The sequence below is a fragment of the Streptomyces longhuiensis genome (assembly GCF_020616555.1).
GTDB lineage: Bacteria > Actinomycetota > Actinomycetes > Streptomycetales > Streptomycetaceae > Streptomyces > Streptomyces longhuiensis.
On the sequence record NZ_CP085173.1, the window covers coordinates 1074374 to 1090728 of the forward strand.

A 16355-nucleotide genomic window follows, 5' to 3' on the forward strand; every position below is an offset into this window, starting at 1 on the left:
TCCTGTCAGTCCGCGGCGACGTACTCGCCGCGGGGGTCGAGCAGCTCACGTGCCCGGTCGGCGACGATGGTGGTCAGGGTGACCGCGACCAGCAGCACCAGTCCGGGGAACGCGGCGAGCCACCACTGCCCGGTGAGGAAGAACTGCTGACCGTCGGTGATCATGGCCCCGAGCTCGGCCGTGGGTGGCTGTGCGCCCATGCCCAGGAAGCCCAGGGCTGCCAGCGACAGCACGGAGGCGCCGAAGACGGCGGCCATCTGCAGCACGATGGTCGAGATCAGGTGCGGCAGGATGTGGTGGATCAGGGTCCGCGTGCGTGACGCGCCGATGGCACCGGCAGACTTCACGAAGTCCAGCGAGGAGATCCGCAGCACCTCACCACGCAGGGTGCGCATGTACCAGGGGAAGGAGTGGATGGCCAGACCGATGACGACCGCCGTGACGCCCGGTTCGAGCGCCATGACGAAGGCCATGGCGAGCATGATCGCGGGGAAGCACAGGATGGAGTTGGTCAACCAGGTCAGCACTGTGTCCACGCATCCGCCCAGCGCTCCGGCGAGCAGGCCGGTGATACATCCGAGCAGCGCGCCGGCGACCACCACGATCAGTCCGGCCCCCAGGGAGGTCCGGGCGCCGCTGAGGACGCGCGCCAGCATGTCTCTGCCGAGGTTGTCAGTACCGAGGGGATGTGCGGCGGAAGGCGACCTGAGCTGCTGGCCCAAGGTGACGGAGTTGGGGTCGTGTCCCCACAGCCAGGGGCCGACGAGCAGGACGACCACCAGGAGGGCGAGCCCGGTCAGCGCCGCGATGAGCACCGGGTCGCGGTTCGTCAGCCGCCGGCGCGAGGTCGGTACGGGTACTGCTTCAGCTGTCGCTGCCACTGGAACCTCCTGAGACCGTTGCCAGGGTGCGGCGCAGGAACGCCGCGCTGTCATCGAGCTGGGCGCGGCGGGCCTGCGGACCGGGGTCGTCCGCAAGCTCTTGGAGGGAAGGCATCTCGCCTTGCCGCACCTGCATCTCGCACCTCACGGCGCCCTGCACGAGGGCGGCCAACTCGGGTGCCGTCACATGCGGTTCGAAGGAGAACCACCGCGGATCGAAGATGTCCGCATCGAACTGGCCCAGGTGCTGTTCGAGCGTCAGGTTTTCGACCGGTGACTTCTCCATGAGCGTCGTCAGGATGCGGTGCCAGTCCAGGATCCCCGCCCCGCACGGTCGCAGTTTTCGCCTGAGACCCCGCTCTACGAAGTAGAGCGCCACGTCTTCGAGGTGTGTCTGGCGGATGTGGGGTGCCAGCCGCTCGGTCGCCTCCGCCGGATCCTCGCCGCGGACCACGAGGTTGGCCACGTCCAGGCTCACGCCCATGACATCCGGGCCGCCGGCCTCGACCAGGCCGAGGACCTCGTGCGAGGAGAGGTCCTCGTGCGTCTTGAGGTTCAGCCGCAGTCCTTCGCCGCGCAGCAGCGGCACCAGGTCTTCGATGGTCTGCCGAACGACGGCGAGTTGCCGGTCGTGAGCAACCTCGCCTGGCCCCCGGACAGTTCTGGTGTAGCCGAAGAACTGCCGGCAGCCGACCGCTGTGGCGGCTTTGATCAGGGCCGTGAGCTCGGCAAGCCGCGTGTCCCGATCACCGAAGGGGCCGAGACAGCCGATACCCGTCTCTACATAGAGGCCGAGTGCCGCGGCGAGTTCGGCGGTGGCCTTGAGCGCGGTCTCGTCGAGATCCGGACTGATCGCCAGCGGCGTGGCGAACAGCACCCCCTCGAAGCCACGCGCATGGGCGAACCGCAGGGCCTGCTCCGGGGTTCCGTCGTCGAACCCCTGCGGCCGGCCGCACATCGTCCCCACCCTCAAACGGCGATCACCCGCGCCGACCTGCTCGGATCGACCGCAACTGGCCTGAGGAGAGCTGGAGTTCACCTTCGACGTCGTAGTCGTCATGCGTTAGGATTATCAGTCGTCTGATGTTTGCGGAAGGGGTCGCGTTGGAGAAGCTTCACGCCGGGCGCCTACCGCGGCAGGCCTCGGCCGGCCCAGGGCGCGTGGGTCCACAGGACCTGTCGGTGACACCGGCACCTGCTCGAACCGTGAGGCGGCGAGACCTCCTCGCGAACCGGCGTCCGCTCCGGAACGAGCAGGTGGCAGGCGCCTTCGCCGGCACCGTCCCGCAGCACACCCTGCGGCCACCCGCCGCTCGGATCACGGCGATCGCGGCAGGGACGATGACAGTTCCCTCTACCTTGAGCGTGAACCCAGGCAGTGCATTCGACAGGGAGGGGCGACTATGGACATGCTGAAGGTCAACCGGGTCTCGGCAGTCGACGCGATCATCAACGAGTTCATCACGCAGATCCGCGAGGGCCGTTGGGTCCCCGGCGACCGGCTGCCTTCCGAGGCCGAACTCACCAAAACACTCGGCATCAGCCGCGCTTCACTGCGGGAAGCCACACGGGCTCTGGTGCACGCAGGGCTGCTGGCTGTGCGGCAGGGCGACGGCACCTACGTCGTCGCGGTGGACGAGACCGCGGTCGCCCTCAACCGCAGGGTCAGCAGCAGCAAGACCACGGAAGTGCTCGAAGTCCGCCGCGGGCTGGACGCATCAGCGGTGCCGCTGGCGGCCGCACGGCGCACCGAGGCCGATCTCACGGCCATGCGCGCGGCTCTCGACCAACGCAAGCGAGGCGCGGACAACGGTGACCTCGAAGCCTTCGTCGAGGCGGACTTCCAGTTCCACATGTCGGTGGCCCGCGCCTCGCACAATGAGCTCCTCGCAGACCTCTACGAGAGTCTCAACGTGCCCTTCCGCGACACCCTGGGCACTGCGATGGGCCAGGGAACGGACGAGCACGAAGCCCTCTACACCGCGATAGAGCGACACGACACGGCACAGGCCACGGAGCTGGCCCTCGGCATCATCGCCCGCATGGAATCACCACGAAGCCCACGGAGTGGGAGCCCGGCAGAGCAGAGCGAATGAGCGATCGACCGGACACGTCGGCGGTCATCGACCGCCGCCGTCGCGGACTGCCCAGATGTCATGAAGGACGCAGGCCGTGGGGCCGGGCCCTGGCCCACGCCGAGCGGGAGGGATCGCGCGACTCGGACGGCCGACACCCCTGATTCCGGCGGGGCCGCGACTACCGTCGCCCTATGGAGCGAGAGCGAACCGGCGCGATCCGCGCAGTCCTCATCGACATCGACGGCGTCCTCACGGTGTCCTGGGAGCCTCTCCCCGGTGCCGTCGAGGCCATGGAGCGGCTGCGCGCCGCGGGGCTCCCGCTCGCGCTGGTCACCAACACGACCTCGCGTACACGCGCCTCCATCTGCTCACGCCTTGTGGAGGCGGGATTCCCCGTCACCGTCGACGACATCCTCACCGCCCCGGCCGTCACCGCCGTCTACCTTCGGGAGCACCACCCGGACGCACGCTGCCTGCTGCTCAACGCCGGTGACATCAACGACGATCTGACGGGCGTGACGCTTGTCGAGCAGGAGGACGACGCAGATCCGCTCACGGAGACGGACGTGGACGTCGTAGTGGTCGGTGGCGCAGGGGACGAGTTCGGCTACGAGGCCCTCAACCGCCTCTTCCACCACCTGCAGCGCGGAGCGCACCTCGTGGCCATGCACCGGAACCTCTACTGGCGCACGGCCGACGGGCTCGACCTCGACACGGGCGCCTTCCTCCTCGGACTCGAGCGGGCCGCCCGGGTCGAGGCAAGCATCACCGGCAAACCGTCCGAGGGCTTCTTCGCCGCCGCGCTCGCGCACCTGGGGGCCGATGCGTCCGCGACGCTCATGGTGGGCGACGACATCGAGTCCGACGTGCTCGCCGCCCAGCGCAGCGGCATCACCGGCGCCCTCGTCAAGACAGGCAAGTACCTTCCGGAGACCCACCGTTCGGCCGAGGGCACACCGGACCATGTGCTCGACTCCTTCGCCGCGCTCCCCGACCTCCTCGAACGGCTGGCCTCGGGCTCCCGCTGAGCGCCTGGCCCTACTTGTTGCTCTTCCAGAGGGTCAGCGTGGTGACGTAGTCGGGCATGTCGCTGGACAAACCCTGCTTGGTGTCGGGTACGACGTCGGTGATACGGAGCATCGCCAGGTTGTCGTCGCTGGTGACGGTGCACAACACCATGCCCTTGGTCAGGGTCTTCCCCGCGTCCAGGTCGTCGGCGGAGATCGCGGCCGGGAGCGCGTCGGTGTCCACGCCGCTGCTGCATGCCTCGGGCGTCGTGCCGGTGCTCCTGCCCATGGGGGTGAGGAAGCGCAGGTCGGAGTCGCCCCAGTCCTGGTAGGTGAGTTCCATGCCGTCGTCCTGGCCGATCTCGCCGTCGGGGAACAGTTTCGGCGCGTCCAGGTCCACGTGTGTGCCGGTGTTGTAGGCCGGAGCCCGGAGGGTGAGGGGCTTGTCCTTGAAGACGAGCGTGTACGCGTCCTGCGGCGAGGGAGAGGACGAGGTCGACGGTGACGAGGTGTCGGTCGGCGTACCGGTGTGCTTTCCGTCCGCGCCGGTGCCGCTTGCGCCGTCCGTACCGCCGTCGGGCCTCGCGATCGCCCACGTGACGATCACGGCAAGGGCCACGGCGACGACGCCGGCGGCTGCCGGCAGCGGGGTGCGGGTGCGCTTGGGAGGCGTGGGCGACGGCGTGTTCGTCGACCACGGCGCATGAGCCGGGCCGGGCGGGGGCATCGACGGGGGCGGCGGGGCGGACACGGTGGGCTGGCCGGCCAGGTGCGCGGCGGCATCCGGCTGGGTGGGCGTGGCCGTGGGTGTCGGCGTGGGCGCAGGGGGCCGCGCGGCAGCCGCCTCCCGGCGTGCGATGCGCTCCATGAGCGGCGCCGGCAGCCAGCCGTCGAACGTCCGCAGTGGCCGACCGGCCTCCCGCTCGCACAGCTCGGCGAGTTCGTCCGTCGTGATGCGGGCCGCGGGTTCGGCGGTGAGACAGCGCTCCAGCAACGTCCGCAGTGGCGCCGGGTATCCGCTCAGGTCCGGGGGTGTGCGCTCGGTGTTGGCGATGCGCACCCCGAGGGCGGTCGCGCCGCCCTCGCCGTACGGATGCCGTCCGGTCGCCGCGACCGCCGCGATGAGGCCGAGCGAGAACAGATCGGTGGCCGCGGTGACCGGTTCACCCAGCGCGTGTTCGGGCGACATGTACTGCGGCGTGCCGATGACCCCGCCGCTGCGGGTGAGCTGGGTGGCGTCGGCGGCCTGTGCGATGCCGAAGTCGATGACGTAGGGACCGGTCGAGCCGAGCAGGATGTTGCCGGGCTTCAGGTCGCGGTGGACGACGTCCGCCGCGTGGATGGAGCCGAGGGCCCGGGCCGTGCAACCCACCAGCTGGAATACGGCGGGCAGGGGCAGCGGCCCGTACGCGGCGAGGGCGTCGACGAGCGAGAGGCCGGGCACGAATGCCGAGGCGATCCAGGGCAGTGCGCCCACGGTGTCGTGGTCGACGACGGGTACGAGGTGGTAGCCCTGCACCCGGCGGGCGGCTCGCACCTCCTGCTCGAATCGGCGCCGGAAGTCGGGTCCTGGCCGTACTCGCGTCGGATCACCTTGAAAGCCACGGGTTGCCCGCCCCGCGTGTGCGAGAGGTACACGGTGCCCATGCCGCCTTCACCGAGCCGCGCGAGGAGCCGGTAGCCGGCTGTCTCGCGCGGATCGATGGGGTCGAGCGGGGCCAGTATGTCGTCGATGCCGTTGGTATCGGCAGCCCACCATATGACATGTGACAGTGCGTCAAAGTGCTTTGAGGTGAGGCCATGTGCCGAATTGGATCACGACATGCGGGCGCCGACGGTACGCGCGACCTGGGACAGGACCTTGTCCGTCCAGAGCCGTTCCCTCTTCGCCGCGGCCGCGAGATTCTCGGACGGCTTCGCATCCGAGCCGGGCTGCGGGACGAGACCCTCGGCGTGACTCGAGCCGCGCAGCTCGAACTCGTACGGTCCCTGCATGCACGTCACTTCGGCCCCGAGCACGCCGTCGACGGAGTAGCAGTCCTGGGCGCCCCACGTGCCGGCCAGGTCCTTGAAACCCTTCTCCGAGTCGTCGTTCCCTCTGTCCTCACGGTACTTGCGTCCGACGAGGGCGGGATCCGCGAGGGCGGTCACGGTGACGGTGAAGTTGCTGTTCGTCACGTCATCGCCGCCATTCCCCGGAAGGCTGAACTCGAACTCGCAGCCACCGCGCGGCACATCACCCGTGGTGCCGGGTGCGGCATCGGCGAGCGGATCGAAGTTGAGGATGGTCACCTTGACCGGCTTGTGCTGCACGCTCTTCGACTGGGGCAGGAACGCGCGAAGCTCCGCATCGGTCACCAGCTTGCAGGCGTCCGGCCACTTCGAGAGCGCGACCGCGGCACCCGGCTCCGGCTGAAGACCGAGCTTGTCTCCGGCGGGCTCGGCGGCCCCGAACTTGACCCGGGGTGGCGGCTTCTCCTCGCCACACCCGGCCAGCAAGCCCACGCCCACGCCCGCCAGCACGGTCAGGCACAGCAACCTGCTTCGGAACATCACGATCTCCCCGTTTTCGTGTCCTGCGCATCATCACGACGACGCGCTGTCCGGTCCGACTGATCCTCCCCATACGTCGAGTCATCTGGGTTGCGTTTGGTTCCAACGGGGACGTGTGCTTCAGACGCTGCCTGTCTACGGCGCCTGTCCGGCCTCACCCTCTGGGGCGCGATCGGCCTGGCGTGGCGGGTGTCGCCTCGTGTGGCATGTGGTGCCTCACTGGGCGCAGGTGTCCCGTCCTAAGTCGTACGTGTGTTGGGGCGCCGTGGACCGCAGGCTCGCAGTATGAGGGGTTCTGGCAGGGGGGTCGCGAGGATCGACGGCGGGCAGTTCCGGTGTCCGCAGTGCGGGCTGCCACAGGATCGGGTGGCGACGCTCGAGCACGACTGGGTGCTCCTGGAGCCCGGGATGCGGGTGCCGGCACACCTGGTGCCGGCCGAGCATCGGTGGATCGAGCTGTCCGACGGCAGGGTTGCTGTGTACGGCGTGTGTCCCGTCGACGGGACACAGCGGTGCCGGATCGAGCACCGGCTGGCCTGCGCCGGGCAGAGACTGCCCGATCTGTGGCCTTGGCTGACGACACTGCGGGACGAGAACAAGCGGAAGGCTCGGCGCCAGGAACCGGCTCCGCCTCCCGGGGGCGACCGACTGCCCGACGTGGGGTGACCTTCCTGGCGGTCGGGGCCGGCCCAGCCGGGCGTAAGCGATGAGGCGGTCCGCGGGGTGGAGGTACCGCGGACCGCCCCACCCCGTCGGCGAAGGCGCGTCAGTGGTGCCGGCCGTGACGCCCCAGCGTCTCCACGGGGGTCGCGCCGGGGCGGGTCCACTGCGGCACGGGGCGGCTGGTCGGGCCCCAGGTGGCGTTCCCGTCCGCGTCCGAGCGCCAGTACCAGCAGATCGGCGCGCCATGCCCACCCACCGGCGAGCCGGCCTCGGCGGCCGCGGGCCAGCCCTCGGGGTTGTCCTCCCACCCCTCGCGACGGCCGTAGGGCGTCATGTCGAGCAGGCCGAGGGACCCGTTGACCCTCTCGTTGCCACGGCCCGTCGTGGAGTAAGTGAGAAACACGCGGTCGCCGTCGCGCAGGAAGCAGGTGACGTAACCCATCTGTCCGCCGGCAGGCCCCGCCACGTCACGCACCGAGTACCAGGGCTGGGTGTAGCCCATGAACTCGACGAAGGAGGCCACCTCGTCCCACGGGCCGGTCGTCAGGATGGCGAACGAGACGCCGCGGGCGTTGAGGTAGACGGCGTCCTTCATGGACCAGGCCGTGGTGGTGCAGCCCTCGCACTGCCCCTGGGGCGGTGCGCCGTCGTGCCACATGTGCTTGTAGACCACGAGCTCGTCGCGGCCCTGGAACAGGTCCAGGAACGGGACCGGGCCGTCGGGTCCGACGACCTCGACCTTGCCGTCGAACTCCACCATCGGCAGCCTGCGGCGGGCCGCGGCGATGGCATCGCCCTCGCGGGTGTGGGCCTTCTCGCGGACCAGCAGCTCGTCACGGGCGGCCTGCCAGGTGGCCAGGTCGACGATGGGCGGGCGGCCGGGCAGCTCGGCGGCCGGGTCGCTCGGCGTGGTCGTCATGGTGTCCTCCGTGGTGTCTCTTGCGGGGCAGCGCCATAGGGCGTTCTACGACGGTCACCGGAGAAGACTCGCGACACGGCCGGAACTCATCGCGGCAGGGGCACTCTCGGCCGAGCCTGCACGGGCCACGTCGGGTCGGCAAGTTCACGCACGCACCCAGACGCTTGCCGCGAACATCACAAAACGCCCACAACCCTCGCGCCCCCGCGTCCTACACGAACCGCACCTCCGGATACTTCGACGAGGGTCCGTCCAGGAAGTGACCGCCGGCGCGCCCACGAAGCCAGCGGTCGAAGAACGCCGTCACATACGCCCGCTGCGCGGCAATCGCCCGCGCCGCCGGCACCGTTCCCACCAGGCCGGTCACCGTCTCCTTCGGCAGCCCCAACTGCCGGGCGATCTGCGGGATCAGCGACGCCGCGTCGGTGTACGTCGCGTGCTGGGCGCCCCGCAGCACCAGGTCCCGGTGCCAGCCGTCGCTGTGCTCCCACAGCGCGCGCCAGGACGGCACGTTCGTACGGTCGTCGCCGTCCATTCCCATGAGGAGGAACGGCCCGTCCACCCCGTCGCGGGCCACCGAGGACAGCTCCCCCTCGTCATGGTCGTCCGACACGTAGGCGAGCACCCCGTCCAGATTCGCCGCCGCCGCGATGCGTCCGTCGTCATGCATCGTCTGCAGCGCCGCGAAGCCGCCCGCCGACTGCCCGAACATGCCGATCGGCGCACGCTCCAGGCGGCCCGTGGCGAACGCCCGCTCCACCTCGTCCAGTACGAACCGCGTATCGGCCACCCGTACCGCAGAGGTCTTCCGCATCAGGGCGACGACCGCTGCTGGCCCCTCCTTCAGCGCCCGTTCGAACTCCTGCGGAAGCAGAGTCGCCTCCACCCGCCCCCCGGGGAACTCCACCGCCGACGCGTCGTAGGTGTGGTCGATCGCCACCACCACGTATCCGTGCGACGCCAGCTCGTCCGTCAGCGTCGTGCCCAGGGTGCGCGGGTCACCCACTCCCGGCGAATACAGCACCACCGGCCGCGGGCCGCGCCGGTCCGGCGGCGCGCCGAGGTGGGCGAAGGTCTCCGTCCCGCTCCAGTCGACGCGGCCCTTCGGCAGGTCGCCGAAGTTGTTCACACGGTCGAAGCCGGCCGCCTCCCCTTTCGTCATCTGCGGCACGCGCGGGTGCGACACGACCGACCGGGCCGGATACCGCACATCCACCATCAGCTCACGCCTGCGACCGGCCACCCATGGATCCGAACGCCGCCGGTCCACCAGGCGCAGTGACACCGTCCCCACGCCGTACGGCCCGGTCGGCGCGGGCAGCTTCATACGTGCCGTGAGGGGCGTACTGTCCGCTGCCACTGCCGTCGCTGCCGCGCCGGGCCCGCCCGTCGCCGCCCAGGCGAGGCCGAGCGCGGACGCGGCCAGCACGCGGCGCCTGCTCGTCATCTTGGTCTTGGTGTCGCCGTTGGTGTCCATGCCGCAAGCTTCACCGGTGGCCCGCCCACGTCACCATCCGACAGGCCAGACCATCGAGTTGGGGGAAATCCCCCACGCCCCGCGAGCGCTCAGCGCCCCGCGCCGTCCTCGACGAGTCGCCTCAGCGAGGGGAGCAGCGCGTCGAGGTCCTGTCCGGTCCGGAAGGCCACGACGGTGGTGCCGCCGTCGCCGGAATCACCGGTGCCGGAGGGCGCGGGGAAGAGCGCGAGCACGTCGCTCATCGCCTCGTCCATCTCGGCCACCGGATCGGAGGTCTCACCCCGGAGCCAGCGGCGCAGTACGTGGTTGTGGGCCGCGACCACGGCCGCCGCCATCAGTTCGGCCCGCAGCGACGCCGACTCCGTCGGGTCGCCCATCCACTCCGCGATGAACTCGCGGAACAGTCGCTGGTACCTGGCCACGCTGGCGATCTCCCGGTCCCGCAGGACCGCGACCTTGCTGGTCAGCCTGTACCGCCGCCGCGCGAGGTCACCCTCGTCGATGTAGTGCAGCAGCACCAGACGGACCGCGTCGGACACCGCGATCAGGCCCGTGCTGTGACTGGAGGTGTCCAGCCTGTCCTTGATCAGCGCGAGCAGCCGGTCATGGTCGGGGAAGATCACGTCTTCCTTCGACCGGTAGTGCCGGAAGAACGTCGTGCGTCCTGCTCCGGCCCGCTCGGCGATCTCGTCGACGGTGGTCTGCTCGTATCCACGCTCGTCGAAGAGCGCGAAGGCGGCGTCCGCGAGGCGGATCCGCGCGGTTGGCTTACTCATGACCACCCATCCTCACTCATGACCGCCCATCCTTCCCTGTGTCGCTGCCCGGAAGCCACTTGCCTGAGTCGATGGTACTGAGTACCGTCAATAGGACATCGAGTACCGAAGGAGGTCCGGTATGGGTTCCGCGGCACAGAGCGAGTCCGGCCTGCCCATCCAGCCGCTCTACGACGGCTGGTCGCTGACGGATTTCGACGCGGACGCCAAGCTGGGCGCCCCGGGAACGTTTCCGTACACGCGTGGCGTGTACCCGTCGATGTACACCGGCCGACCGTGGACGATGCGGCAGTACGCCGGATTCGGCACGGCGAAGGAGTCCAACGAGCGCTACCACGAGCTGGTCGGCGCCGGCACGGGCGGCCTGAGCGTCGCCTTCGACCTGCCGACGCAGATGGGCTACGACTCCGACGAGTCGATCGCCCGCGGCGAGGTGGGCAAGGTCGGCGTGGCCATCGACTCGATCGAGGACATGCGCACGCTGTTCCAGGGCCTGCCGCTGGACAAGGTGTCCACGTCGATGACGATCAACGCCCCCGCCTCGACGCTGCTCCTGCTCTACCAACTCGTCGCGGCCGAGCAGGGCATCTCCGGTGACCAGCTGACCGGCACCATCCAGAACGACGTGCTCAAGGAGTACATCGCCCGCGGCACGTACATCTTCCCGCCGAAGCAGTCCCTCCGGCTGATCAGCGACATCTTCGCGTACTGCCACAAGGAGCTGCCCCGCTGGAACACGATCTCCATCTCGGGCTACCACATGGCCGAGGCGGGTGCCACGCCCGCGCAGGAGATCGCCTTCACCCTCGCCAACGCGAAGGAGTACGTGCGCGCCGCGATCGCCGCCGGCCTCGACGTCGACGACTTCGCGCCGCGCCTGTCATTCTTCTTCGTCGCCCGGACCACGCTCCTCGAGGAAATCGCGAAGTTCCGCGCCGCCCGCCGCATCTGGGCCCGCATCATGCGCGACGAGTTCAAGGCCAAGAACCCCAAGTCGCAGATGCTGCGCTTCCACACCCAGACCGCCGGGGTGCAGCTGACCGCGCAGCAGCCCGAGGTCAACCTCGTACGGGTCGCCCTTCAGGGCCTCGGCGCGGTCCTCGGTGGTACGCAGTCCCTGCACACCAACTCCTACGACGAGGCCATCGCCCTGCCCACGCAGAAGGCGGCGCGGCTCGCCCTGCGCACCCAGCAGGTCATCGCCTACGAGACCGACGTGACCAAGACCGTCGACCCGTTCGCCGGGTCCTACGTCATGGAGTCGATGACGGACGACGTCGAGGCGGCGGCCCTCGAACTGATCCAGGCCGTCGAGGACCGCGGAGGCGCGGTGGCGGCGATCGAGCAGGGCTTCCAGAAGTCCGAGATCGAGAAGTCCGCGTACCGGATCGCGCTGGAGATCGACCACCAGGAACGCACCGTGGTCGGCGTCAACAAGTACGCCCTCGACGAGGAGGAGCCGTACGAGCCGCTGCGGGTCGACCCCCAGATCGAGATCGACCAGTGCGAACGTCTCGCGGCCCTGCGCGAGGATCGCGACAACGACGCCGTCGAGCGAGCCCTCGAAGCGCTGCGCGACGCGGCGCGCGGCACCGACAACGTCCTTCCCCCGATGCGCGAGGCCCTGCGCCTGCGCGCCACGGTCGGCGAGGTCTCGCACGCTCTGCGCGACGTGTGGGGCGTTCACGTCCCCCACGACACGTTCTGATCCTTCCTCCTGTCCCCTTCGATCCGTCCGATCCGTCCGATAATTCCGATGACCAGTCAGCCCCGGTGGAGCACTCAGTGAACGAAATCGACATCCACACGACCGCGGGAAAGCTCGCGGACCTGCAGCGCCGGATCGACGAGGCCACCCACGCCGGCTCCGCACGCGCGGTGGAGAAGCAGCACGCGAAGGGCAAACTGACGGCCCGTGAGCGCATCGAACTGCTCCTGGACGACAGCTCGTTCGTGGAACTCGACGAATTCGCCCGCCACCGCTCCACCGCCTTCGGCCTGCAGGACAACAAGCCCTACGGCGACGGCGTGGTCACCGGCTACGGCACCGTCGAAGGACGCCCGGTAGCCGTCTTCTCCCAGGACTTCACCGTCTTCGGCGGAGCCCTCGGCGAGGTCTACGGCCAGAAGATCATCAAGGTGATGGACTTCGCCCTCAAAACGGGCTGCCCCGTCATCGGCATCAACGACTCCGGCGGCGCCCGCATCCAGGAAGGCGTCATGGCGCTCGGCATGTACGGCGAGATCTTCCGCCGCAACACCCACGCCTCCGGCGTCATCCCCCAGATCAGCCTCGTGGTCGGCCCCTGCGCGGGCGGCGCGGTCTACTCCCCCGCCATCACCGACTTCACGATCATGGTCGACCAGACCTCCCACATGTTCATCACCGGCCCCGACGTCATCAAGACCGTCACCGGCGAGGACGTCGGCTTCGAAGAACTCGGCGGCGCCCGCACCCACAACACCAACTCCGGCGTCGCGCACCACATGGCCGGCGACGAAAAAGACGCCATCGAATACGTCAAAACCCTCCTGTCCTACCTCCCCTCGAACAACCTGTCCGAGCCCCCGGCGTTCCCCGAGGAAGCGGACCTGGCCCGCACCGCGGACGACGACGAGCTCGACACCCTCGTCCCGGACAGCGCGAACCAGCCCTACGACATGCACACCGTGATCGAGCACGTCCTGGACGACGCCGAGTTCTTCGAGACACAGCCGCTGTTCGCGCCGAACATCCTCACCGGCTTCGGCCGCGTCGAGGGCCGCCCGGTCGGCATCGTCGCCAACCAGCCCATGCAGTTCGCCGGCTGCCTCGACATCGACGCCTCCGAGAAGGCCGCCCGCTTCGTACGGACCTGCGACGCCTTCAACGTCCCCGTCCTGACCTTCGTCGACGTCCCCGGCTTCCTGCCGGGCGTCGACCAGGAACACACCGGCATCATCCGCCGCGGCGCCAAGCTCATCTACGCCTACGCCGAAGCCACCGTCCCCCTGATCACGGTCATCACCCGCAAGGCGTTCGGCGGCGCCTACGACGTCATGGGCTCCAAGCACCTGGGCGCCGACCTCAACCTGGCCTGGCCCACCTCCCAGATCGCCGTCATGGGCGCCCAGGGAGCGGTCAACATCCTGCACCGCCGCACCATCGCCGCCGCCCCCGACACCGAACGGGAAGCCACCCGCACCCGCCTCATCCAGGAATACGAGGACACCCTCCTCAACCCCTACACCGCGGCCGAACGCGGCTACATCGACGCCGTCATCATGCCCTCCGACACCCGCGCCCACATCGTCCGCGGCCTGCGCCAACTCCGCACCAAGCGCGAAACCCTCCCGCCCAAGAAGCACGGCAACATCCCGCTCTAGAAACCGTTGCAGAGCCCACCGGAGCCGTCATGATGATCAAGGTCGTACGGGGCAACCCGACCCCCGAGGAGCTGGCCGCCGCACTGGCGGTGGTCCAGGCCCGCGCCGCGGCGGTGGCCACCACCCCGCCCGGCGCGGCACACACCCGCGACGCATGGGCCGACCCCTCACGCATCAACTCCCTGCCTCAGCACGGGCCCGCGGCCTGGGCGCGCACCTATTGGCCGCGCTGAACAACCATCCGAACGGAGATTCATGAACACCGTGCAACAGGGGGCGCGTCGCGCCGGTCACGCACCGGCCCCGCGCGCCCGCGTGGTGATCGCCAAGCCCGGCCTCGACGGCCACGACCGTGGCGCCAAGGTCATCGCGCGGGCGCTGCGCGACGCGGGCTACGAGGTGATCTACACCGGCCTGCACCAGACCCCCGAGCAGATCGTCGCGACCGTCATCGCCGAGGACGCGCCGCTCCTCGGCCTCTCCGTACTGTCGGGTGCCCACCTGACGATCGTCGAGAGAGTGCTCCAGCTGCTGGCCGAAGAGGATGCCGGCGACGTCCGCATCCTGGTCGGCGGGATCATTCCCGACGCCGACATCGCAGCCCTCGAAGCACTGGGCGTCCACGCCGTGTTCACCCCCGGCGCGGGCATCGGCGGCATCGTCGAGACCGTCGACCGCCTGCTGACCACAACTGACACGACCGCCATCACTGAGACCACCACGCACCCCGCGCTGGAGCCGGCATGCTGAAGAAAGTCCTCATCGCCAACCGTGGCGAAATCGCTGTCCGCGTGGCCCGGGCGTGCCGGGATGCCGGTATCGCGAGCGTTGCCGTTTACGCGGAACCGGACCGGGACGCTTCGCATGTCCGGGCGGCGGACGAGGCGTTCGCGTTGGGCGGTGACACCCCGGCCACCAGCTATCTCGACATGGCGAAGGTGCTGCAGGCCGCCAAGGACTCGGGCGCGGACGCCATCCACCCCGGCTACGGATTCCTGTCGGAGAACGCGGAGTTCGCCCAGGCCGTCCTGGACGCCGGACTGATCTGGATCGGCCCGCCCCCGCAGGCCATCCGCGACCTGGGCGACAAGGTCGCCGCCCGCCACATCGCCCAGCGCGCCGGCGCCCCGCTGGTCGCCGGCACCCCGGACCCCGTATCGGGCTCCGACGAGGTCGTCGCGTTCGCCCGCGAACACGGCCTGCCCATCGCCATCAAGGCCGCCTTCGGCGGCGGCGGCCGCGGCCTCAAGGTCGCCCGCACCCTCGAAGAGGTCCCCGAGCTCTACGACTCCGCCGTACGCGAAGCCGTCGCAGCGTTCGGCCGCGGCGAATGCTTCGTCGAGCGCTACCTCGACAAGCCCCGCCACGTGGAGACCCAGTGCCTGGCCGACACCCACGGCAACGTGGTCGTCGTCTCCACCCGCGACTGCTCCCTGCAGCGCCGCCACCAAAAACTCGTGGAAGAGGCACCCGCCCCCTTCCTGACCCCGGCGCAGAACGAGCAGCTCTACACCGCCTCCAAAGCCATCCTCAAGGAAGCCGGCTACGTCGGCGCCGGCACCGTCGAGTTCCTCGTCGGCCTCGACGGCACCATCTCCTTCCTCGAGGTCAACACCCGCCTCCAGGTCGAACACCCCGTCACCGAAGAAGTCGCCGGCATCGACCTCGTGCGCGAGATGTTCCGCATCGCCGACGGCGAGGAACTCGGCTACGACGACCCCGCCCTGCGCGGCCACTCCTTCGAGTTCCGCATCAACGGCGAGGACCCCGGCCGCGGCTTCCTGCCCGCCCCCGGCACCGTCACCCGCTTCGCCCCGCCCACCGGCCCCGGCGTGCGCCTGGACGCCGGCGTCGAGACCGGCAGCGTCATCGGCCCCGCCTGGGACTCCCTGCTCGCCAAACTGATCGTCACCGGCGCCACCCGCGAACAGGCCCTGCAGCGCGCCGCCCGCGCCCTGGCCGAGTTCGAGGTCGAAGGCATGGCCACCGCCATCCCCTTCCACCGCGCCGTCGTCACCGACCCGGCCTTCACCAGCGACCCGTTCACCATCCACACCCGCTGGATCGAGACCGAGTTCGTCAACGAGATCAAACCGTTCGCGGCCACCCCCGACACCGACACCGACGAGGAAGCCGGCCGCGAGACCGTCGTCGTCGAGGTCGGCGGCAAACGCCTCGAGGTGTCCCTGCCCGTCTCCCTCGGCATGTCCCTGGCCCGCACCGGCCTCGCCGCCGGCGCCAAGCCCAAACGACGCGCCGCGAAGAAGTCCGGACCGGCCGCCTCCGGCGACACCCTCGCCTCCCCCATGCAGGGCACCATCGTCAAGATCGCCGTCGAGGAAGGCCAGGAAGTCAAGGAAGGCGACCTCGTCGTCGTCCTCGAAGCCATGAAGATGGAACAGCCCCTCAACGCCCACCGCACCGGCATCATCAAGGGCCTCAACGCCGAGATCGGCGCCTCCATCACCTCCGGCGCCACCATCTGCGAGATCAAGGACTGAGACGGCCTGTGGAACGCGCTGGGTCCGGCGTCCTGAGCTCACGGTGAGCGTCGCCGCCCATCGACCCACGAGCCGGAGCTGAAAGCCCAGGAGGACAGGTCGACCTCCTGGGCTTTCGGGCGTGCGGCCCGGTG

The 16355-nt window shown here is 69.7% G+C and carries 15 protein-coding genes; 8 read left to right on the forward strand and 7 right to left on the reverse strand.

Annotation, left to right across the window (positions count from 1 at the left end; translation table 11 throughout):
* Positions 1–5: 5 nt before the first annotated feature.
* Both LGI35_RS05050 and LGI35_RS05055 read right to left on the reverse strand, forming a co-directional pair.
* A complete protein-coding gene (locus LGI35_RS05050) occupies positions 6–881 on the reverse strand; it encodes an ABC transporter permease (protein ID WP_227292695.1) in 876 nt (291 codons plus the stop codon).
* Positions 865–1941, reverse strand: a complete 1077-nt coding sequence (locus LGI35_RS05055) for a sugar phosphate isomerase/epimerase family protein (protein WP_341483346.1) — start codon at positions 1939–1941, stop codon at positions 865–867. The genes LGI35_RS05050 and LGI35_RS05055 overlap by 17 nt, the downstream gene beginning before the upstream one ends.
* 343 nt (positions 1942–2284) lie before the next feature.
* On the opposite strand from LGI35_RS05055, the gene LGI35_RS05060 reads away from it, so the two are divergent.
* Entirely contained in the window at positions 2285–2977 is a 693-nt protein-coding gene (locus LGI35_RS05060) for a FadR/GntR family transcriptional regulator (protein ID WP_227292696.1), read from the forward strand.
* A 173-nt stretch (positions 2978–3150) separates the two neighbouring features.
* The gene (locus tag LGI35_RS05065) at positions 3151–3987 is read left to right on the forward strand and encodes an HAD-IIA family hydrolase (RefSeq protein WP_227292697.1); all 837 of its coding nucleotides are present in this window, start codon (positions 3151–3153) and stop codon (positions 3985–3987) included.
* A gap of 10 nt (positions 3988–3997) precedes the next feature.
* Here LGI35_RS05065 and LGI35_RS05070 read toward each other — a convergent pair whose 3' ends face one another.
* Positions 3998–5503: a serine/threonine-protein kinase gene (locus LGI35_RS05070; RefSeq protein ID WP_227292698.1), complete on the reverse strand. Its 1506-nt coding sequence runs from the start codon at positions 5501–5503 to the stop codon at positions 3998–4000.
* A gap of 278 nt (positions 5504–5781) precedes the next feature.
* Complete coding sequence (locus tag LGI35_RS05075) at positions 5782–6519, reverse strand: hypothetical protein (protein ID WP_227292699.1); 738 nt, start codon at positions 6517–6519, stop codon at positions 5782–5784.
* Between the two features lie 285 nt (positions 6520–6804).
* On the opposite strand from LGI35_RS05075, the gene LGI35_RS05080 reads away from it, so the two are divergent.
* Complete coding sequence (locus LGI35_RS05080) at positions 6805–7185, forward strand: DUF6083 domain-containing protein (protein WP_227292700.1); 381 nt, start codon at positions 6805–6807, stop codon at positions 7183–7185.
* A gap of 100 nt (positions 7186–7285) precedes the next feature.
* Here the strand turns inward: LGI35_RS05080 and LGI35_RS05085 are convergent, their stop codons facing one another.
* The 3 genes from LGI35_RS05085 to LGI35_RS05095 form a co-directional block, all read right to left on the reverse strand.
* Positions 7286–8101, reverse strand: a complete 816-nt coding sequence (locus LGI35_RS05085) for a DUF899 family protein (RefSeq protein ID WP_227292701.1) — start codon at positions 8099–8101, stop codon at positions 7286–7288.
* A 211-nt stretch (positions 8102–8312) separates the two neighbouring features.
* On the reverse strand, positions 8313–9578 hold the full coding sequence (locus LGI35_RS05090; protein ID WP_227292702.1) for an alpha/beta hydrolase family protein: 1266 nt from the start codon (positions 9576–9578) through the stop codon (positions 8313–8315).
* 89 nt (positions 9579–9667) lie between these two features.
* Positions 9668–10354: a TetR/AcrR family transcriptional regulator gene (locus LGI35_RS05095; RefSeq protein WP_227292703.1), complete on the reverse strand. Its 687-nt coding sequence runs from the start codon at positions 10352–10354 to the stop codon at positions 9668–9670.
* 121 nt (positions 10355–10475) lie between these two features.
* Here LGI35_RS05095 and LGI35_RS05100 point away from each other — a divergent pair, with 121 nt between their 5' ends.
* From LGI35_RS05100 to LGI35_RS05120, 5 genes are all read left to right on the forward strand, one after another.
* The gene (locus LGI35_RS05100) at positions 10476–12062 is read left to right on the forward strand and encodes an acyl-CoA mutase large subunit family protein (RefSeq protein ID WP_227292704.1); all 1587 of its coding nucleotides are present in this window, start codon (positions 10476–10478) and stop codon (positions 12060–12062) included.
* A gap of 77 nt (positions 12063–12139) precedes the next feature.
* Positions 12140–13720, forward strand: a complete 1581-nt coding sequence (locus tag LGI35_RS05105) for an acyl-CoA carboxylase subunit beta (RefSeq protein ID WP_227292705.1) — start codon at positions 12140–12142, stop codon at positions 13718–13720.
* A gap of 29 nt (positions 13721–13749) precedes the next feature.
* Complete coding sequence (locus tag LGI35_RS05110) at positions 13750–13953, forward strand: acyl-CoA carboxylase epsilon subunit (protein WP_227292706.1); 204 nt, start codon at positions 13750–13752, stop codon at positions 13951–13953.
* A 22-nt stretch (positions 13954–13975) separates the two neighbouring features.
* On the forward strand, positions 13976–14470 hold the full coding sequence (locus tag LGI35_RS05115) for a cobalamin B12-binding domain-containing protein (protein WP_227292707.1): 495 nt from the start codon (positions 13976–13978) through the stop codon (positions 14468–14470).
* The gene (locus LGI35_RS05120) at positions 14467–16221 is read left to right on the forward strand and encodes an acetyl/propionyl/methylcrotonyl-CoA carboxylase subunit alpha (RefSeq protein ID WP_227300203.1); all 1755 of its coding nucleotides are present in this window, start codon (positions 14467–14469) and stop codon (positions 16219–16221) included. The genes LGI35_RS05115 and LGI35_RS05120 overlap by 4 nt, the downstream gene beginning before the upstream one ends.
* Positions 16222–16355: the final 134 nt, after the last annotated feature.